Origin of the sequence: Delftia sp. DLF01, from assembly GCF_014852125.1 — a bacterium.
Classification (GTDB): domain Bacteria; phylum Pseudomonadota; class Gammaproteobacteria; order Burkholderiales; family Burkholderiaceae_C; genus Comamonas; species Comamonas acidovorans.
In genome coordinates, this window is sequence record NZ_JACVAZ010000004.1 from 416,352 (window position 1) to 430,067 (window position 13,716).

The window sequence follows — 13,716 nt, forward strand, 5'->3', positions numbered from 1 at the left end:
AGACATCGGCAAAAAAAGCATTCATGCAATGACAAAGGCCGCCCGAGGGCGGCCTTTGTCTTGCTGGGCAAACCGGGCATGGCGCAAGGCCTGCCCGGTTGCGGCGGGCAATTACATGCCCATGCCGCCCATGCCACCCATGCCGCCCATGTCGGGCATGGCAGGGCCGCCTTCAGCCTTGGGAGACTCGGCGATCATGGCTTCGGTCGTCAGCAGCAGCGATGCCACGGAAGCGGCGTTCTGCAGGGCCGTACGCGTCACCTTGGTCGGGTCCAGGATACCCATTTCCAGCATGTCGCCGTAGGTGTCGTTGGCAGCGTTGAAGCCGTAGTTGCCCGAGCCGTTCAGCACGGCGTTGACCACCACCGAGGGCTCGCCACCAGCGTTGGCCACGATTTCGCGCAGGGGCGCTTCGATGGCCTTCATGATCAGCTTGATGCCGGCGTCTTGCTCGGCATCGCCGGTCTTCAGGTCGCCCACGGCTTGCTTGGCACGCAGCAGAGCCACGCCGCCGCCGGCCACGATGCCTTCTTCCACAGCAGCGCGGGTAGCGTGCAGGGCGTCTTCAACGCGGGCCTTCTTTTCCTTCATCTCGACTTCGGTGGCAGCGCCAACCTTGATCACGGCAACGCCGCCAGCCAGCTTGGCCACGCGCTCTTGCAGCTTTTCGCGGTCGTAGTCGCTGGTGGCTTCTTCGATCTGGATGCGGATCTGCTTGACGCGGGCTTCGATTTCAGCAGCTTGGCCAGCACCGTCGATGATGGTGGTGTTTTCCTTGCCGATTTCGATGCGCACTGCCTGGCCCAGGTCTTCCAGGGTCACCTTGTCCAGCGCCAGGCCCACTTCTTCAGCGATGACCTTGCCGCCCGTCAGGATGGCGATGTCTTCCAGCATGGCCTTGCGGCGGTCGCCGAAGCCAGGAGCCTTGACAGCCACAACCTTCAGGATGCCGCGGATGGTGTTGACCACCAGCGTTGCCAGGGCTTCGCCTTCGACGTCTTCTGCAATGATCAGCAGGGGACGGCCGGCCTTTGCCACGGCTTCCAGCGTGGGCAGCAGGTCACGGATGTTGCTGATCTTCTTGTCGAACAGCAGCACGAAGGGGTTGTCCAGCAGGGCAACCTGCTTTTCAGGGTTGTTGATGAAGTAGGGCGACAGGTAGCCGCGGTCGAACTGCATGCCCTCGACGACGTCGAGTTCGTTGGCCAGCGACTTGCCTTCTTCAACGGTGATCACGCCTTCCTTGCCGACCTTGTCCATGGCTTCGGCAATGATGCTGCCCACGGATTCGTCGGAGTTGGCGGAGATCGAGCCGACCTGGGCGATTTCCTTGGAGGTGGTGGTGGCCTTGGATTGCTTCTTCAGCTCTTCCACCAGGGCGGCGACAGCCTTGTCGATGCCGCGCTTGAGGTCCATGGGGTTCAGGCCGGCGGCCACGTACTTGGTGCCTTCGCGGACGATGGCCTGTGCCAGCACGGTGGCGGTGGTCGTGCCGTCACCGGCGATGTCGTTGGTCTTGGAGGCCACTTCCTTCACGAGCTGGGCGCCCATGTTCTGCAGCTTGTCCTTGAGTTCGATTTCCTTGGCGACCGAGACACCGTCCTTGGTCACGGTGGGGGCGCCGAAGGAGCGCTCCAGCACCACGTTGCGGCCCTTGGGACCCAGGGTGACCTTGACCGCGTTGGCCAGGATGTTCACGCCTTCAACCATGCGGGCGCGTGCTTCGCCGCCGAAAACTACGTCTTTTGCTGCCATTTCAATTCTCCGGATTCAGTTGGAAAGTGCGGTTTCGAAGCGCGGATTACTTTTCGACGACTGCGAACAGGTCGTCTTCCTTCATCACCAGCAGTTCGTCGCCATGGACCTTGACGGTCTGGCCGCTGTACTTGCCGAACAGAACGCGGTCGCCGACCTTCACGTTCAGAGCGATCACTTCGCCCTTGTCGTTCTTCTTGCCGGGGCCCACTGCCAGCACTTCGCCCTGGTCGGGCTTCTCGGCGGCATTCTCGGGGATCACGATGCCCGAAGCCGTCTTGGTTTCGTTCTCGAGGCGCTTCACGATCACGCGATCGTGCAGGGGACGCAGGTTCATACCAACTCCTAAATCATCAACAAAGTTGAAACAAAGACTTGCCGGCCCGGCGGGCCGGCATTCGAAGCAATGTGGGACAGAGGACTGTTAGCACTCATACCCAACGAGTGCTAATAATAAGGCAATTCGGCCAGGATTCAAGGGGTAGGGTCGATGTGCCGCAGTGTGTAACGACGCCTCACATGCTTTTGCGCCACGGATTCCCGGTGGGTGTTGGCTCATCGCTCGGCCAGCACTATGGCAAGACGTGGCATCTGCGGAGCCCGCGCCGATGGAGTTCCTGCGGCGCGCCGCTGGGGGCCAGAGTCCTGATTGCAGGACGTCCAGGCGCTAGAATGGGAATGAATCTCATTCATCCATGCGATCTGCGCACATGGCCAGGGCGCCCCTCCCCGTCGTTGTCCATCCGATGCGTGGGGGTCCCCGGCGCCACGGATCGGTTGCCCATCTGCGCGTTGTGCCTCACCTCCAGACTTTCATCACTGACGAATGCAGTGCCCTTGCGGGTTCACGGTCGGCTGCTGCATTCCTCCCGTGCGCAAAGGCTAGGGGATGAAACGCGATCCGGTCTCCGCAGCGCGGGGTGAGCCGATACCTGGGCGCCAGACTCCAGAGGCTCCCCTGGTTGCGCTCTATACGCGTTGGCGCACGCCTGTGATGCGCCTGTTGCGCCGACACTTTCGAACCACTGCAGCGGTCGAGGACGCGGCGCAGGAAGTGTTCGCGCGGGTGGCCGCCACGGGCAGGAATCTCGAGCCCGGGCAGGAGCAGCCCTATCTGCGGCAGACCGTGCGCAGCGTGGCGGCGCGAGACTGGGAAAAGGGCCCGGAGGCGCAAGGGCTCCAGAGTGTTCCGTATGACGACTGCCAGCAAGAGCTGCTTGCCATCTCTGCCGAGGGCTTCGGAGACACCGAGCGTCAAGCCGAGAGCCGCCAGCGGCTGACGCGACTGCACGAGGCGATCCAGGAACTGCCGCCACGGCAGCGCGAAGCCTTCATTCTTCAACGGATCGAGGGGCGCACCGTTGAGGAAACCGCCGATTGCATGGGGATCAGTACACGGATGGTGGTGAAGCACCTGGGCCGGGCCGTCGGCTATTGCGAGACGCGCATCTTGTTCGCAAGTGCCACTCAGATGAGGCGCCTGCAGGCCCTGCAGGGCACACTGGATGCCGAAGAAGACAACGACGACGAATGCGCCGCCCCACCGGCGCAGGGCAAAAGAGCATGAGCGCAGAGCCAGGCCATTCCCGGTTGCAGGACCTCCCGCCCGAGCAGGTGCTTGGGCTCAACCATCGCGCGGGCGAGTGGTATGTGCGTCGCCAGCAGCCCGGCTGGTCGGGCGCGGACGAGCGCGCTCTCGACGAGTGGCTGGCGCAGGACCCGGCCCATCGCGAGGCCATGGACGGTGTCGGCCGCGCCTGGCGTGAAGCGGAGCAACTCAAGGCCATGTTCCCGGCGGTCTACGGGAGCAACCCGCCAGCGGCTGCCGCTCGCGAAGCACCGCGCGCCGGCAGGCCGGCGCCGCAGCCAAGCAGTGCTGCAGGGGCCGCGGACCGGCCGCGCAGACCCGCCATGGCATCGGCCTTCGCCGCAGCACTGTTCGCCGTGGTCGCCGCCGGGTACGGCTGGCACCGCTGGGACAACACCGCCAGCTATGCGGTCGATATCGCCACCGCTCCCGGCGAACTTCGCCGCATCGACCTGCCCGATGGATCGCAGGTGGCGCTCAATGCCAACAGCCGCCTTCAGGTGCGCTACTACCCCCGCCGGCGCGAAACCGTACTCGACCAGGGCGAGGCCTTCTTCAAGGTCGCGGCGGATGCCGGCAAGCCCTTCACCGTGGACAGCAGCGGCAGCCAGGTGCGCGTCGTCGGCACCGCATTCAATGTGCGGGCAGCCCCGCCGGAATTCGTGGTGCAGGTGCAGGAAGGGCGCGTCGAGGTGCGCTCAAAGACCCATCCCGAAGCCCCCGTGCTCGCCATGGGCCCGGGTGCGGGTGTGGCCATCGATCCCGCCAGCGGGCGCCGCCGCAGCCTTTCAGTGGCAACGCAAGACGTTGCGCAATGGCGGACCGGGCAGATCTACTTCAAGCGCGCCACGCTTCGGCATGTGGCGGATGAACTGTCGCGCTACCTCGGCCAGCCGGTGGAGATAGAGAGCCCTGCGCTCCAGGCCGTGACTGTTTCGGGCCTGATTGCGCTGGAGGAGCCGGAACGCTTCCTCCTGGCCCTGCCCAGCGTAGCCAGCGTGCGCGTGCAGCGGCGCGCCGAGGGTGGCTGGCTGATCGGTTTTCGTTGAGATACAAATTGTTTCATTTTGTCGGGTTCTCTGGTTTTGCCTTTTCCTGCTTCTTCATGGGTAGGGGCGAGGAATTTCTGCGCCCCGGGGCTGCCAGCCACGGAAATGAGCAATCACCGCTTTCTGATTGATTCCCAGCCAACGGCCGCAAGCAAGCGGCATCCCCGCGCAGTTGGCTGTCTTTTACGCCCCCGCCTGATCTGGCAAGCGGGCGTACCCGCCTTCCTGCCCTGGGCCTGCCGTCGTCGTCGTACGCACAAGGAATCCAGGAGCTACAGGTCATGTACCAAGGTCAGTCGAGGGAACGTTTCGAGAACAACAATGGGAAGCTGGCCGTGCACCGTGCGCGGTCTGTCCGCACACAGGAGTGCGGCCCTGTGCTGCGGCCCAGCCTGGTGGCGGTGCTCGTGTCGGCAGCGGTAGCCGTGATGGCCGTCAGCCCCGGCGAGGCGCTGGCCCAGCCCGCCGCCGCCATGGAAACCCGCCAGCCCTTTCACATCGCGGCCCAGCCCCTGCTTGAAGCCCTCAAGGCATTTGGCCGCCAGACGCAAGCGCAGGTGCTCTTTGATGACGGGCTGGTCGAAGGACGCCAAGGCGCAGCAGTCAGCGGCAATCTCAGTGCACGCGAAGCCTTGGCAAGACTGCTGGCTGGAACGGGCTTGGCCGCCGTCAGCACGCAGCCCGGCACCTTCACCATCCAGACAGCAGCGGCTGCTGCTTCCAAGGTGACTTTGGCGGAAGTGACGGTGACGGCGCAAGCCGATGCCAATGGAGCGACCGAAGGCACCGGCTCCTACACCGCGGACCGGGTGCGCACTGCCACCAAACTGGACCTGTCCATCCGCGAGACGCCGCAATCGGTCAGCGTGGTGACGCAGCAGCAGATGCGCGATGCCAACATGCAGTCGCTCGACGACGTGACCGATGCCCTTGTGGGCGTCACCTACAGCCAGCTGGGCACCGAGCGCTCGTACTTCTATTCCAGGGGCTTCCAGGTCACGGACCTGCAGATTGATGGCCTGTCCACCAGCATGGCCGAGAGCTTTTCGGCCGACGCCATGTCGCTCAACAACATGGCGATCTACGACCGGGTGGAGGTGGTGCGCGGCGCCAACGGCCTGCTCCAGGGCTCGGGCAACCCGTCGGCCGTCATCAACCTGGTGCGCAAGCGGCCGACGCGCGAGTTCCAGATGAGTGCCGAGGTCGGCGCCGGCTCCTGGGCGGACTACCGGGCGCAGTTCGACGTATCCGGCCCGCTCAATGCCCAAGGCACCGTGCGCGGCCGCGCCGTGCTGCTCAACAACCAGTCCAACAGCTTCAGGCAGGGCGCCGAGGCCGACAACCGGATGCTCTACGCCATCGTGGAGACCGACCTGGGCGCCGCCACGACGGCCAGCCTCGGCTTCAGCGCGCAGCGCGACAACCACCAGGGCTACGACTGGGGCGGCTTCAACACGCGGGAAGATGGCTCGTTCTACCCCCTGGACCGCTCGGCCTCGCAAGCAGGTCCCGACGCGCATCTGAACCGGGACAACTACACCGTCTTCGGCGACGTGAAGCACCGCCTGGGCAACGGCTGGAACCTGGCTGCCGCCTTCAACGCGGTGCGTTCCAAGGCCAGCTTCGTTGCCAATTACCCCGCACGGATCTCGGGCGACAGCCATGCCCTGACCTGGGTGGACGCGGAGTACACCGACAAGCAGTTCGCCTTCGACCTGCATGCCACAGGCCCCTACACCTTGTTCGGCCGCCAGCACCAGCTCATGCTGGGCCTGAGCACGCGCAGGGACAACTTCGACTACGACATCTACGCGCCCCGGGGCTCGCAGACGATAGACGTCACCGGCTTCGACTTCTCCTCGATCCGGGCGCCGGGCTTCAGCAGCACGCCCTCCGTCTATGCGCTGGAGCGCAACGAGAAGGGCGCTTCCATCGCCACCCGTCTGCGCGCCACAGAGGCGCTGAGCTTCATCGTCGGCAGCCGGTTGAGCTGGTCGGGCTATTCCTCCCGCAGCCCGTACACCACCGCATCGTTCGACTCCGGCCGGCAGTTCATTCCGTATGCGGGCGTGGTCCATGACCTGAGTCCTGCGCATGCGCTCTACGCCAGCTACACCGACATCTATTCGATCCAGCAGTACTACAGCCCGAGCGGCCTGCTCGACCCGGTGAAGGGCAAGAACTACGAAGCCGGAGTGAAGAGCCAGTTCTTCGACGGCCGCCTGCAAACTGCGCTGGCCGTGTTCCAGACCGACCAGCTGAACCTGCCGGTGGCCCTGAGCATGGCCTCGACCTGCGGGCTCAGTGGCGGCGCCCGCTGCTACACAGAGGGCGCCAAGGTACGCAACCGTGGCATCGACCTGGAGGTCACGGGCTCGCCCGCACCAGGCTGGAACGTTGCCGCCGGCTTCACCTTCAGCGACCCGAAGTACGTGGCCGGCCCCAATGCGGGCAAGCACTACAACACCACCTTGCCGCGCAAGGTCTTCAAGCTGTCCACCGACTACCGCCTGCCCGGTGGACGGTGGCGTGTGGGCGGCAGCGTGCAGGCACAGAGCGCCATGTCGCACGACGGTGCCGGGTTTCGCATCCAGCAGGGCGGCTACACGCTGCTGAACCTGCATGCGGGTTACCAGTTCACCAGCCGCCTGCGGCTGCAGGTGAACGTTCGCAACGCACTGGACAAGCACTACTACCAGACCATCCCGACCAACAACAACTACGGTGGCGTCTTCGCCGGCACGCCACGCAGCTTCGCGGTGACCCTGCGCTATGACTACTGACCGGCGGGACGGAAAGCACGACGACATGCGCCGTAACGCCACATCGAGTTGCGAGGCTGCCCGGTGATGCCGCCGCACTCCACGCAGCGCCGGTGGCGGCCCGGCGCGGGCAGGCTCGCCCTGGCGATCCTGATTCCGGTGGCCGCTGCCGCGGGTTGGCTCCTGCTGCGGCCGGATTCATCGCCGCGATGGCAGACGGCCACGGTCGGCCGCGGCAACATCGAATCGAGCGTCGCGGCCATCGGCACCTTGCAACCCGTGCGTTCGGTGGACGTGGGCGCCCAGGTATCAGGCCAGATCACCCATATCCACGTGCAGCCGGGCGATACGGTCCGCAAGGGCCAGTTGCTGGCCGAGATCGACGCCAGCGTGCTGGCGGCCACCGTGGAGGCCGGACAGGCCCGGATTGCCAGCCTGCGTGCCCAGCTGGACGATGCACAGGCCCAGGCGGAGCTGGCCGGCCAGCAGTACAGCCGCCAGCAGCAGATGGCGCGTGATGGAGCCACCCGGCTGGAGGACGTGCAGACGGCCGCCGCCATGCGGCGCTCGGCGCGGGCCAAGGTGGCGCAGTACGAGGCCACGATTCGCCAGACGGCTGCCAGTCTGCGCGCCGACGAGGCGCGGCTGGGCTACACGCGCATCTACGCACCCATTGAAGGCGTGGTGACAGGCATCGACGTCAAGGAAGGCCAGACGCTGAACGCCACCTACCAGACGCCCGCGGTGCTGCGCATTGCCGACCTTTCGCGGATGACGGTGTGGACCGAGGTGTCCGAGGCCGATATCCGCCATGTCAAGGTGGGCCAGGCTGCCTACTTCACCACGCTCGGAGGGGACAGGCGCCGATGGAGCGGCAAGGTGCGTCAGGTGCTGCCGGCCCCGCCCGTGCAATCCGGTGCCGGTGCCGCCGGTGGCAGCGGCGCTGCTGCGGCGCCCGCCATGAAGGCCGTGCAGTACACCGTGCTGTTCGACGTGGACAATCCCGACGGCGCCCTGATGCCGCAGATGACGGCCCAAGCTACCGTGGTGGCTGCGGCGGCCCAGGGGGTGCTTGTCGCTCCGCTGGCCGCCTTCAAGACCGCCAGCGACCCGCACACCGACAAGACGCACGAGGTCCGCCTGCTTGCCGAGCGGTCACCCGACCAGGTCGTGGAAGTCCGCCGTGTGCGTCTGGGCGTGAAGGACCGCCTTCAGGCGGAGGTGCTGGAAGGGCTGGCCGAAGGGGACCGGATCATCACCGGTGAGACGGCCCCGGCCGCGGGCCCCAGGAGATTGCGGTGGTGACCCCGCTGATCGAACTGCGGGGCATCCGCAAGCGCTATGGCGGCGCCACCACGGGGCGCCCCGTGGTGGAGGTGCTGCACGGCATCGACCTGGCCATCCATGCCGGGGAATTCGTCGCCATCGTCGGCCAGTCCGGCTCGGGCAAGTCCACGCTGATGAACCTGCTGGGCTGCCTGGACCGGCCGAGTCAAGGCACGTACCGCTTCAACGGCCGTGACGTGGCCGACCTGGTCGCCGACGAGCTGGCCTGGCTTAGACGCGAGGCCTTCGGCTTCGTGTTCCAGGGCTACCACCTGATCGCCACCGACTCCGCGCAGGAGAACGTGGAGATGCCGGCGATCTACGCCGGCAAGACCGGGGCCGAGCGCGCAGAACGTGCAGGCGCGCTGCTGGGACGTCTGGGGCTTGCCGGCAAGCTGCACCTGCGACCCAACCAGCTGTCCGGAGGACAGCAGCAGCGCGTCTCCATCGCCCGGGCGCTGATGAATGGCGGGCGCATCATCCTGGCCGACGAGCCCACGGGCGCGCTGGACAGCCAAAGCGGCGCCGAGGTCATGGCGCTGCTGCACGAGCTGGCGGATGCCGGCCACACCATCATCCTGATCACCCACGACCGCGAGGTGGCGGCACAGGCCCGGCGCGTCGTGGAGATCCGCGACGGGCGCATCGTCGGCGATGTCCGGGAAGGCCGCGCCGCGATAGGCCAGGCCCCGTCAGACCTCGCGCTCGCCGCCATCCCCGCGCCCGGCGCGGCAAGGGCGCGGCTGGAGCCGGGCACGCCGCTGCTGTCTGACCTGCGCGAGGCGCTGCGATCGGCCTGGCGCTCCATGCGCATTCACCGCTCGCGCACCGCACTGACCTTGCTGGGCATCGTCATCGGCGTGGCCTCGGTCATCGTGATGCTGGCCGTGGGTATGGGAGCGCGCGAGGATGTGGTCGCGCGATTGGGCGCGATGGGCTCGACCGTCATGTACATCAACAACCGCCCGCCACCGCAGGGTGGTCCGCAGGGCGTGACGACCCTGGCCGACCTCGAAGAGATAAAGAAGCTGCCGGAAGTGGCGCACGCCATGCCCGTGGCGCGCGACCCGGCCATGCTGCGACATGGCAACTTGGCCTGGCAGGCGGACACCATCGCGGCCACCCATGCATGGCCGTCCATCCATCACTGGTCGGTGGCAGAAGGCCGGTTCTTTACCGAGGCGGAGGACGAACAGCTGGCGCCGGTGGTCGTGATCGGGCAGAAGGTGCGCGAGCGGTTCTTCGAAGATGAATCGCCGCTGGGCAGGCAACTTCTCATCGGCAATACGCCGTTCCAGGTGGTCGGCGTCATGGCGGCCAAGGGCGCTGGCGATGGCGGCAGTTCGCAAGACGACCTGGTGGTGGTGCCCTACCGCTCGGGCATCCTGCGCGTTTTTCCGAACGGTCGCAGCTTCGATCCGCACTACACGGTGGTCCAGGCGCGGGATTCGCCGAGCGTGCTGCCGGCGCAGGCGGCCATCGAGGCGTTGCTGCGCTTGCGCCACGGACGCGAGGATTTTTTCGTCGCCAACGCAGCCGCGCGTTTGCAGGCGCAGGCCCAGGCACAGGATTCGATGACGACGATGCTCAGCCTGATCGCCGCCGTGTCCCTGCTGGTGGGCGGCATCGGCGTGATGAACGTCATGCTCATGGCGGTGAAGGAGCGCACGCGCGAGATTGGCATCCGCATGGCCACCGGGGCGCGCCAAAGGGACATCCAGCGACAGTTCCTCACCGAGGCCGTGCTGGTGACCATGGTCGGCGCAACCGCCGGCGTCGTGGCGGGGTTGGCCATCGGGGCGGGTCTCATCGTCTGGGGCAGCGAACTGGTCTTCTCGGTGAGAGCCATGCTGCTGGCCTTCGGCTGTGCGGTGGCGACGGGCCTGGTGTTCGGCTTCATGCCGGCCCGGCAGGCGGCAAGGCTCGATCCTGTCGTTGCGCTGGCAGGGGAGTAACGAGGCCCGGTGCGGAACTTGCGCAACCTCCTCAAGACCCGGGGCGGCTCACAACCCCCGCTGCCGCTGCCTTGAAGTTGTCCATGACTTCATCGATCGGCTGACCCATCTGCGCATGGACGATGGCGCCGTCCGCCACCAGGGTGAGCGCAGCGCCCACGGACACGGGATGGCCACCGAACAGGCGATCCAGCACGGACGACATTTCCTGCTTGTGCCGCCGGACCGTTGCCAGGATCTCATGGTCGGACGAGCCCAGTTCGGCAGCGGCATTGAGAAAGGCGCAGCCCCGAAAGTCGGGCTGGCCGAACCAGCTCCTGAGGGTGGCGGACAGGGCATCCAACGCGGACGAGCCCGTCGCGGTCGCCTGCGCCAGGCTGGCCTGGAACCAGGAAATCCACCGCTCATGGCGGTAGTCGAGGTACGCGCGGATCAGGTCGTCCTTGCTGGCGTACTGGCGGTAGAAGGTGACTTTGCTGACCGACGACCGCTCGATGATCCGGTCCACGCCCGTGGCCCGGATGCCCTCTGCGTAGAAGAGGCCGTGGGCGGCCACCAGGATGCGCTCGCGGGGGGGCAATGACTCGAAGGATGGCTCGGGAGTTTTCATGAAGACATTGTAGACAGATCGTTCCACCTCCGTTAGAGTGATGCATGTAGACAGATCGTTCTACATCTCTTCAAAAGGTCACATCATGGAAACTCGCCCACCCCTGCCCCCGTTCTCTCTCGCAAGCGCCGTTCAAAAGGTCCGTTTGGCCGAGGATGGGTGGAACACACGCGATGCGGCCAAGGTCGCGATGGCCTATACCCTCGACACGAAATGGCGCAACCGGGCAGAGTTCGCCAACAGCCGCGCCGAGGCCCAGGCCCTTCTTGAGAGAAAGTGGAAGAAGGAGCTGGACTACCGGCTGATCAAGGAGCTTTGGCTGTACGCGGAAAACCGGATCGCAGTCCGCTATGCCTATGAGTGGCACGACGATGCCGGGAACTGGTTCCGGTCGTACGGCAACGAGAACTGGGAATTCGAGGCCGACGGTCTCATGCGCCGGCGCTTCGCATGCATCAACGACATGCCCATCCAGGAGTCGGAGCGCAAGTTCCACTGGCCGCTGGGGCGTCGCCCCGATGACCACCCCGGTCTGTCCGACCTGGGCCTGTAGGCAAAGCCCCGGGCCACGTCCCCAGGCAGCCAGCCGCTGCAGCGATGGCCTTGGCGGGAAGGCGCTCCGCCTTACCGACTCAGCGCCTTGCGGACCTCCTCCTGGAACGCCTCGCTGTTGCGAAGGCGCAGGTACTCCTGGTATGCGGCCCGATATTCCTGCGTTTCGACTCCGTAGGAGATCGATATCTCCGCATGGCGGTCCAATCCGGCGCGGCGCCAGAGTGCGAGATCGGCGATGACTTCGGCGCGGGAAAGCGCTGCGTCCGATGTGGCTGCCGAGGCGTCTTGCGGCTGCGAATGGGCTGCGAAGCAGGTCGAGAAGGCGATGGCTGCAAGCGCCGGCTTCAGGATGCGTGCGGCTGCAGCAACGGTGGGGGAGGGGGTTGTGTTTGACATGGTTTGACAGATGGGGGTGGGTGGAGCCGGGCCATGGCTTCGGCTGCCTGCTTCGGCAGGTTGCCTGGGCCGCGTGTCCCGCAGGGGTGTTCGGTTGCTTTGCTGTGTGTGGAAAGGGGGCTCCTTTCGGGAAGTGGCAGGTTCAGGGGGCAACGCTGGCGGGAAGACCGTGGCTGGCGGCTGCCAATGCCCTGGAAGGCTCCGGCGTCCAGCCGCCGCCCAGCGCCTTGAAGATCGCCACCGTCGAGCGCGCCGACTCCATCCGGGCCTGCGCCTGTGCATCGAGCACGCCCAGCAGGCTTTCATCCGCCTGCAGTACCTCGATCAGGCTGACCACGCCCCTGTCGTAGGCGGCGCCTGCGGCCTGCCGGGCCCGCGTGAGCGCATCCGCGCCCCTGGCGAGCACGGCCATCAGCTCCTGCCGCCTGTCCAGCGAGACCAGGGCGTTCTCCACTTCTTCCGTGGCGCGCAGTACCGACTGCCGGTAGGCGGCAAGGCTTTCCGCCTCCTGTGCCTGCGCCTGGTGGATCTGGGCGTTGATGCGACCGAAGTCGAACAGCCGCCAGCGCAGGCCGCCCACAACGCTGGCCTGCGACGCGCCGGCGCTGAAGAGATTGCCTGCGGAGATGGAGGTGGCGCTGCCGATCAGGCCGCTGATCGACAGCTTCGGGTAGTACTCGGCGATCGCCACGCCGATGCGTGCGTTCGACGCTGCCAGGCGCCGCTCCGCCGCGATGAGGTCCGGGCGTCGCCGCAGCAGATCGCCGGGTGCCTCCGCCAGGGAAAGGGTTGGCAATACGGGGACGGGGCGGGGATCGGCCAGTTCGGCCCGGTGCGTGCCGGGTGCCGTGGCCAGCATCACGTCCATGGCGTTGAGGGCGGCCTCGAGCGCATTTTCCAGCGGCGGGACGGTGGCTTGTGCCCGTGCGAGCGCTCCCTCGACCTGGCGCAGCTGAAGCTCCGGTGCCAGGCCTTTGCCAAACCGGAGTTCGACGATGGAGCGCAGTTGCTGCTGGGTTTGCACTTGCGAGCGTGCCACTGCCAGCCGCGCCTGCAGGCCGCGAATCTGGATATAGGTGTCCGCAGTCTGTGCGGCCACCGCGAGCCGCACGGCAGTGGCGCCGGCTTCCGATGCCTGGTACTCGGCCAGGGAGGCCTGCCTGGCCCTGCGCAGGCCGCCGAAGAGATCAAGCTCCCAGCTGGCTCCGAGGTTGGCCTCCTGGGCGCTGCCGTAGCGATCGAACCCCGGCATGGAGTCGAGCACCCGGCCCAGCGGAGTCTCGACCGACTGATAGCTCCTGGCCGTTTGCGCCGAGATCTGGGCCGACGGCAGCAGGGCGGCTGCCGCCGCATCCAGCCCGGCGCGTGCCTGAAGCACGCGGCCAGCGGCCTGGGCAACATCCAGGTTTTGCTGCAGTGCCGCCGTGACGAGGCGCGCCATCTGCGCATCGCCAAAGGCTGCCCACCAGGCTGCAAGGTCCGTGGAGGAGGCCGGCGAGGGCGGCTTGGTCTCACCCAGAACGCGGCTGCCCATGTAGGCCTGGGGCAGGGCCGTGGCGGGCGGCTGGTAGTCAGGGCCTACCGCACACCCTGCACAGAGGCTGGCGAGCATCAGAAAGACGGGGGCGGCAAGACGCGGCATGTTCAACAGTCAGAAGCGTGGTGACGCTGTGACTATATTCCAAAATGGTCACTTGCATAGTATTTTTTTGATGGAGTA

Annotated in this window: 11 protein-coding genes; 6 read left to right on the top strand and 5 right to left on the bottom strand. The window is 66.3% G+C overall.

The window, feature by feature from the left end; all coding sequences use genetic code 11:
- Positions 1–111: 111 nt before the first annotated feature.
- Positions 112–1,755, bottom strand: coding sequence for a chaperonin GroEL (gene groL / locus IB269_RS22900; RefSeq protein WP_013800679.1), 1,644 nt, complete (start codon positions 1,753–1,755; stop codon positions 112–114).
- A gap of 46 nt (positions 1,756–1,801) precedes the next feature.
- Entirely contained in the window at positions 1,802–2,092 is a 291-nt protein-coding gene (locus IB269_RS22905; RefSeq protein ID WP_012207457.1) for a co-chaperone GroES, read from the bottom strand.
- A gap of 552 nt (positions 2,093–2,644) precedes the next feature.
- Between IB269_RS22905 and IB269_RS22910 the strand changes: the two genes are divergently transcribed.
- The 5 genes from IB269_RS22910 to IB269_RS22930 all read left to right on the top strand — a co-directional run bounded on the left by IB269_RS22910 (position 2,645) and on the right by IB269_RS22930 (position 10,435).
- Positions 2,645–3,322 carry an RNA polymerase sigma factor gene (locus IB269_RS22910; RefSeq protein WP_225614260.1) on the top strand — a complete coding sequence of 226 codons (678 nt, stop codon included), beginning with the start codon at positions 2,645–2,647 and terminating at the stop codon, positions 3,320–3,322.
- The gene (locus tag IB269_RS22915) at positions 3,319–4,392 is read left to right on the top strand and encodes a FecR family protein (RefSeq protein WP_192368402.1); all 1,074 of its coding nucleotides are present in this window, start codon (positions 3,319–3,321) and stop codon (positions 4,390–4,392) included. Before IB269_RS22910 ends, IB269_RS22915 begins: the two co-directional genes overlap by 4 nt.
- Positions 4,393–4,673: 281 nt before the next feature.
- Positions 4,674–7,175, top strand: a complete 2,502-nt coding sequence (locus IB269_RS22920; RefSeq protein WP_192368403.1) for a TonB-dependent siderophore receptor — start codon at positions 4,674–4,676, stop codon at positions 7,173–7,175.
- A 66-nt stretch (positions 7,176–7,241) separates the two neighbouring features.
- Complete coding sequence (locus tag IB269_RS22925) at positions 7,242–8,459, top strand: efflux RND transporter periplasmic adaptor subunit (RefSeq protein ID WP_192368404.1); 1,218 nt, start codon at positions 7,242–7,244, stop codon at positions 8,457–8,459.
- Positions 8,456–10,435, top strand: coding sequence for an ABC transporter permease (locus IB269_RS22930; protein WP_318652180.1), 1,980 nt, complete (start codon positions 8,456–8,458; stop codon positions 10,433–10,435). Before IB269_RS22925 ends, IB269_RS22930 begins: the two co-directional genes overlap by 4 nt.
- Positions 10,436–10,466: 31 nt before the next feature.
- Here IB269_RS22930 and IB269_RS22935 read toward each other — a convergent pair whose 3' ends face one another.
- Complete coding sequence (locus IB269_RS22935) at positions 10,467–11,045, bottom strand: TetR/AcrR family transcriptional regulator (RefSeq protein ID WP_192368406.1); 579 nt, start codon at positions 11,043–11,045, stop codon at positions 10,467–10,469.
- A gap of 85 nt (positions 11,046–11,130) precedes the next feature.
- Between IB269_RS22935 and IB269_RS22940 the strand changes: the two genes are divergently transcribed.
- Positions 11,131–11,598 (top strand): DUF1348 family protein, encoded by a 468-nt coding sequence (locus tag IB269_RS22940; protein WP_046240238.1) that lies wholly within the window; start codon positions 11,131–11,133, stop codon positions 11,596–11,598.
- 71 nt (positions 11,599–11,669) lie between these two features.
- Here the strand turns inward: IB269_RS22940 and IB269_RS22945 are convergent, their stop codons facing one another.
- Positions 11,670–11,996, bottom strand: a complete 327-nt coding sequence (locus IB269_RS22945; protein ID WP_097201382.1) for a hypothetical protein — start codon at positions 11,994–11,996, stop codon at positions 11,670–11,672.
- A 142-nt stretch (positions 11,997–12,138) separates the two neighbouring features.
- On the bottom strand, positions 12,139–13,638 hold the full coding sequence (locus IB269_RS22950; RefSeq protein ID WP_192368407.1) for an efflux transporter outer membrane subunit: 1,500 nt from the start codon (positions 13,636–13,638) through the stop codon (positions 12,139–12,141).
- Between the last annotated feature and the right edge of the window lie 78 nt (positions 13,639–13,716).

What these genes read in the sequence shown, in the direction of transcription:
- groL (WP_013800679.1), bottom strand. Translation starts at nt 1,755, where the DNA reads ATGGCAGCAAAAGACGTAGTTTTCGGCGGCGAAGCACGCGCCCGCATG.
- IB269_RS22905 (WP_012207457.1), bottom strand. Translation starts at nt 2,092, where the DNA reads ATGAACCTGCGTCCCCTGCACGATCGCGTGATCGTGAAGCGCCTCGAG.
- IB269_RS22910 (WP_225614260.1), top strand. Translation starts at nt 2,645, where the DNA reads ATGAAACGCGATCCGGTCTCCGCAGCGCGGGGTGAGCCGATACCTGGG.
- IB269_RS22915 (WP_192368402.1), top strand. Translation starts at nt 3,319, where the DNA reads ATGAGCGCAGAGCCAGGCCATTCCCGGTTGCAGGACCTCCCGCCCGAG.
- IB269_RS22920 (WP_192368403.1), top strand. Translation starts at nt 4,674, where the DNA reads ATGTACCAAGGTCAGTCGAGGGAACGTTTCGAGAACAACAATGGGAAG.
- IB269_RS22925 (WP_192368404.1), top strand. Translation starts at nt 7,242, where the DNA reads ATGCCGCCGCACTCCACGCAGCGCCGGTGGCGGCCCGGCGCGGGCAGG.
- IB269_RS22935 (WP_192368406.1), bottom strand. Translation starts at nt 11,045, where the DNA reads ATGAAAACTCCCGAGCCATCCTTCGAGTCATTGCCCCCCCGCGAGCGC.
- IB269_RS22940 (WP_046240238.1), top strand. Translation starts at nt 11,131, where the DNA reads ATGGAAACTCGCCCACCCCTGCCCCCGTTCTCTCTCGCAAGCGCCGTT.
- IB269_RS22945 (WP_097201382.1), bottom strand. Translation starts at nt 11,996, where the DNA reads ATGTCAAACACAACCCCCTCCCCCACCGTTGCTGCAGCCGCACGCATC.
- IB269_RS22950 (WP_192368407.1), bottom strand. Translation starts at nt 13,638, where the DNA reads ATGCCGCGTCTTGCCGCCCCCGTCTTTCTGATGCTCGCCAGCCTCTGT.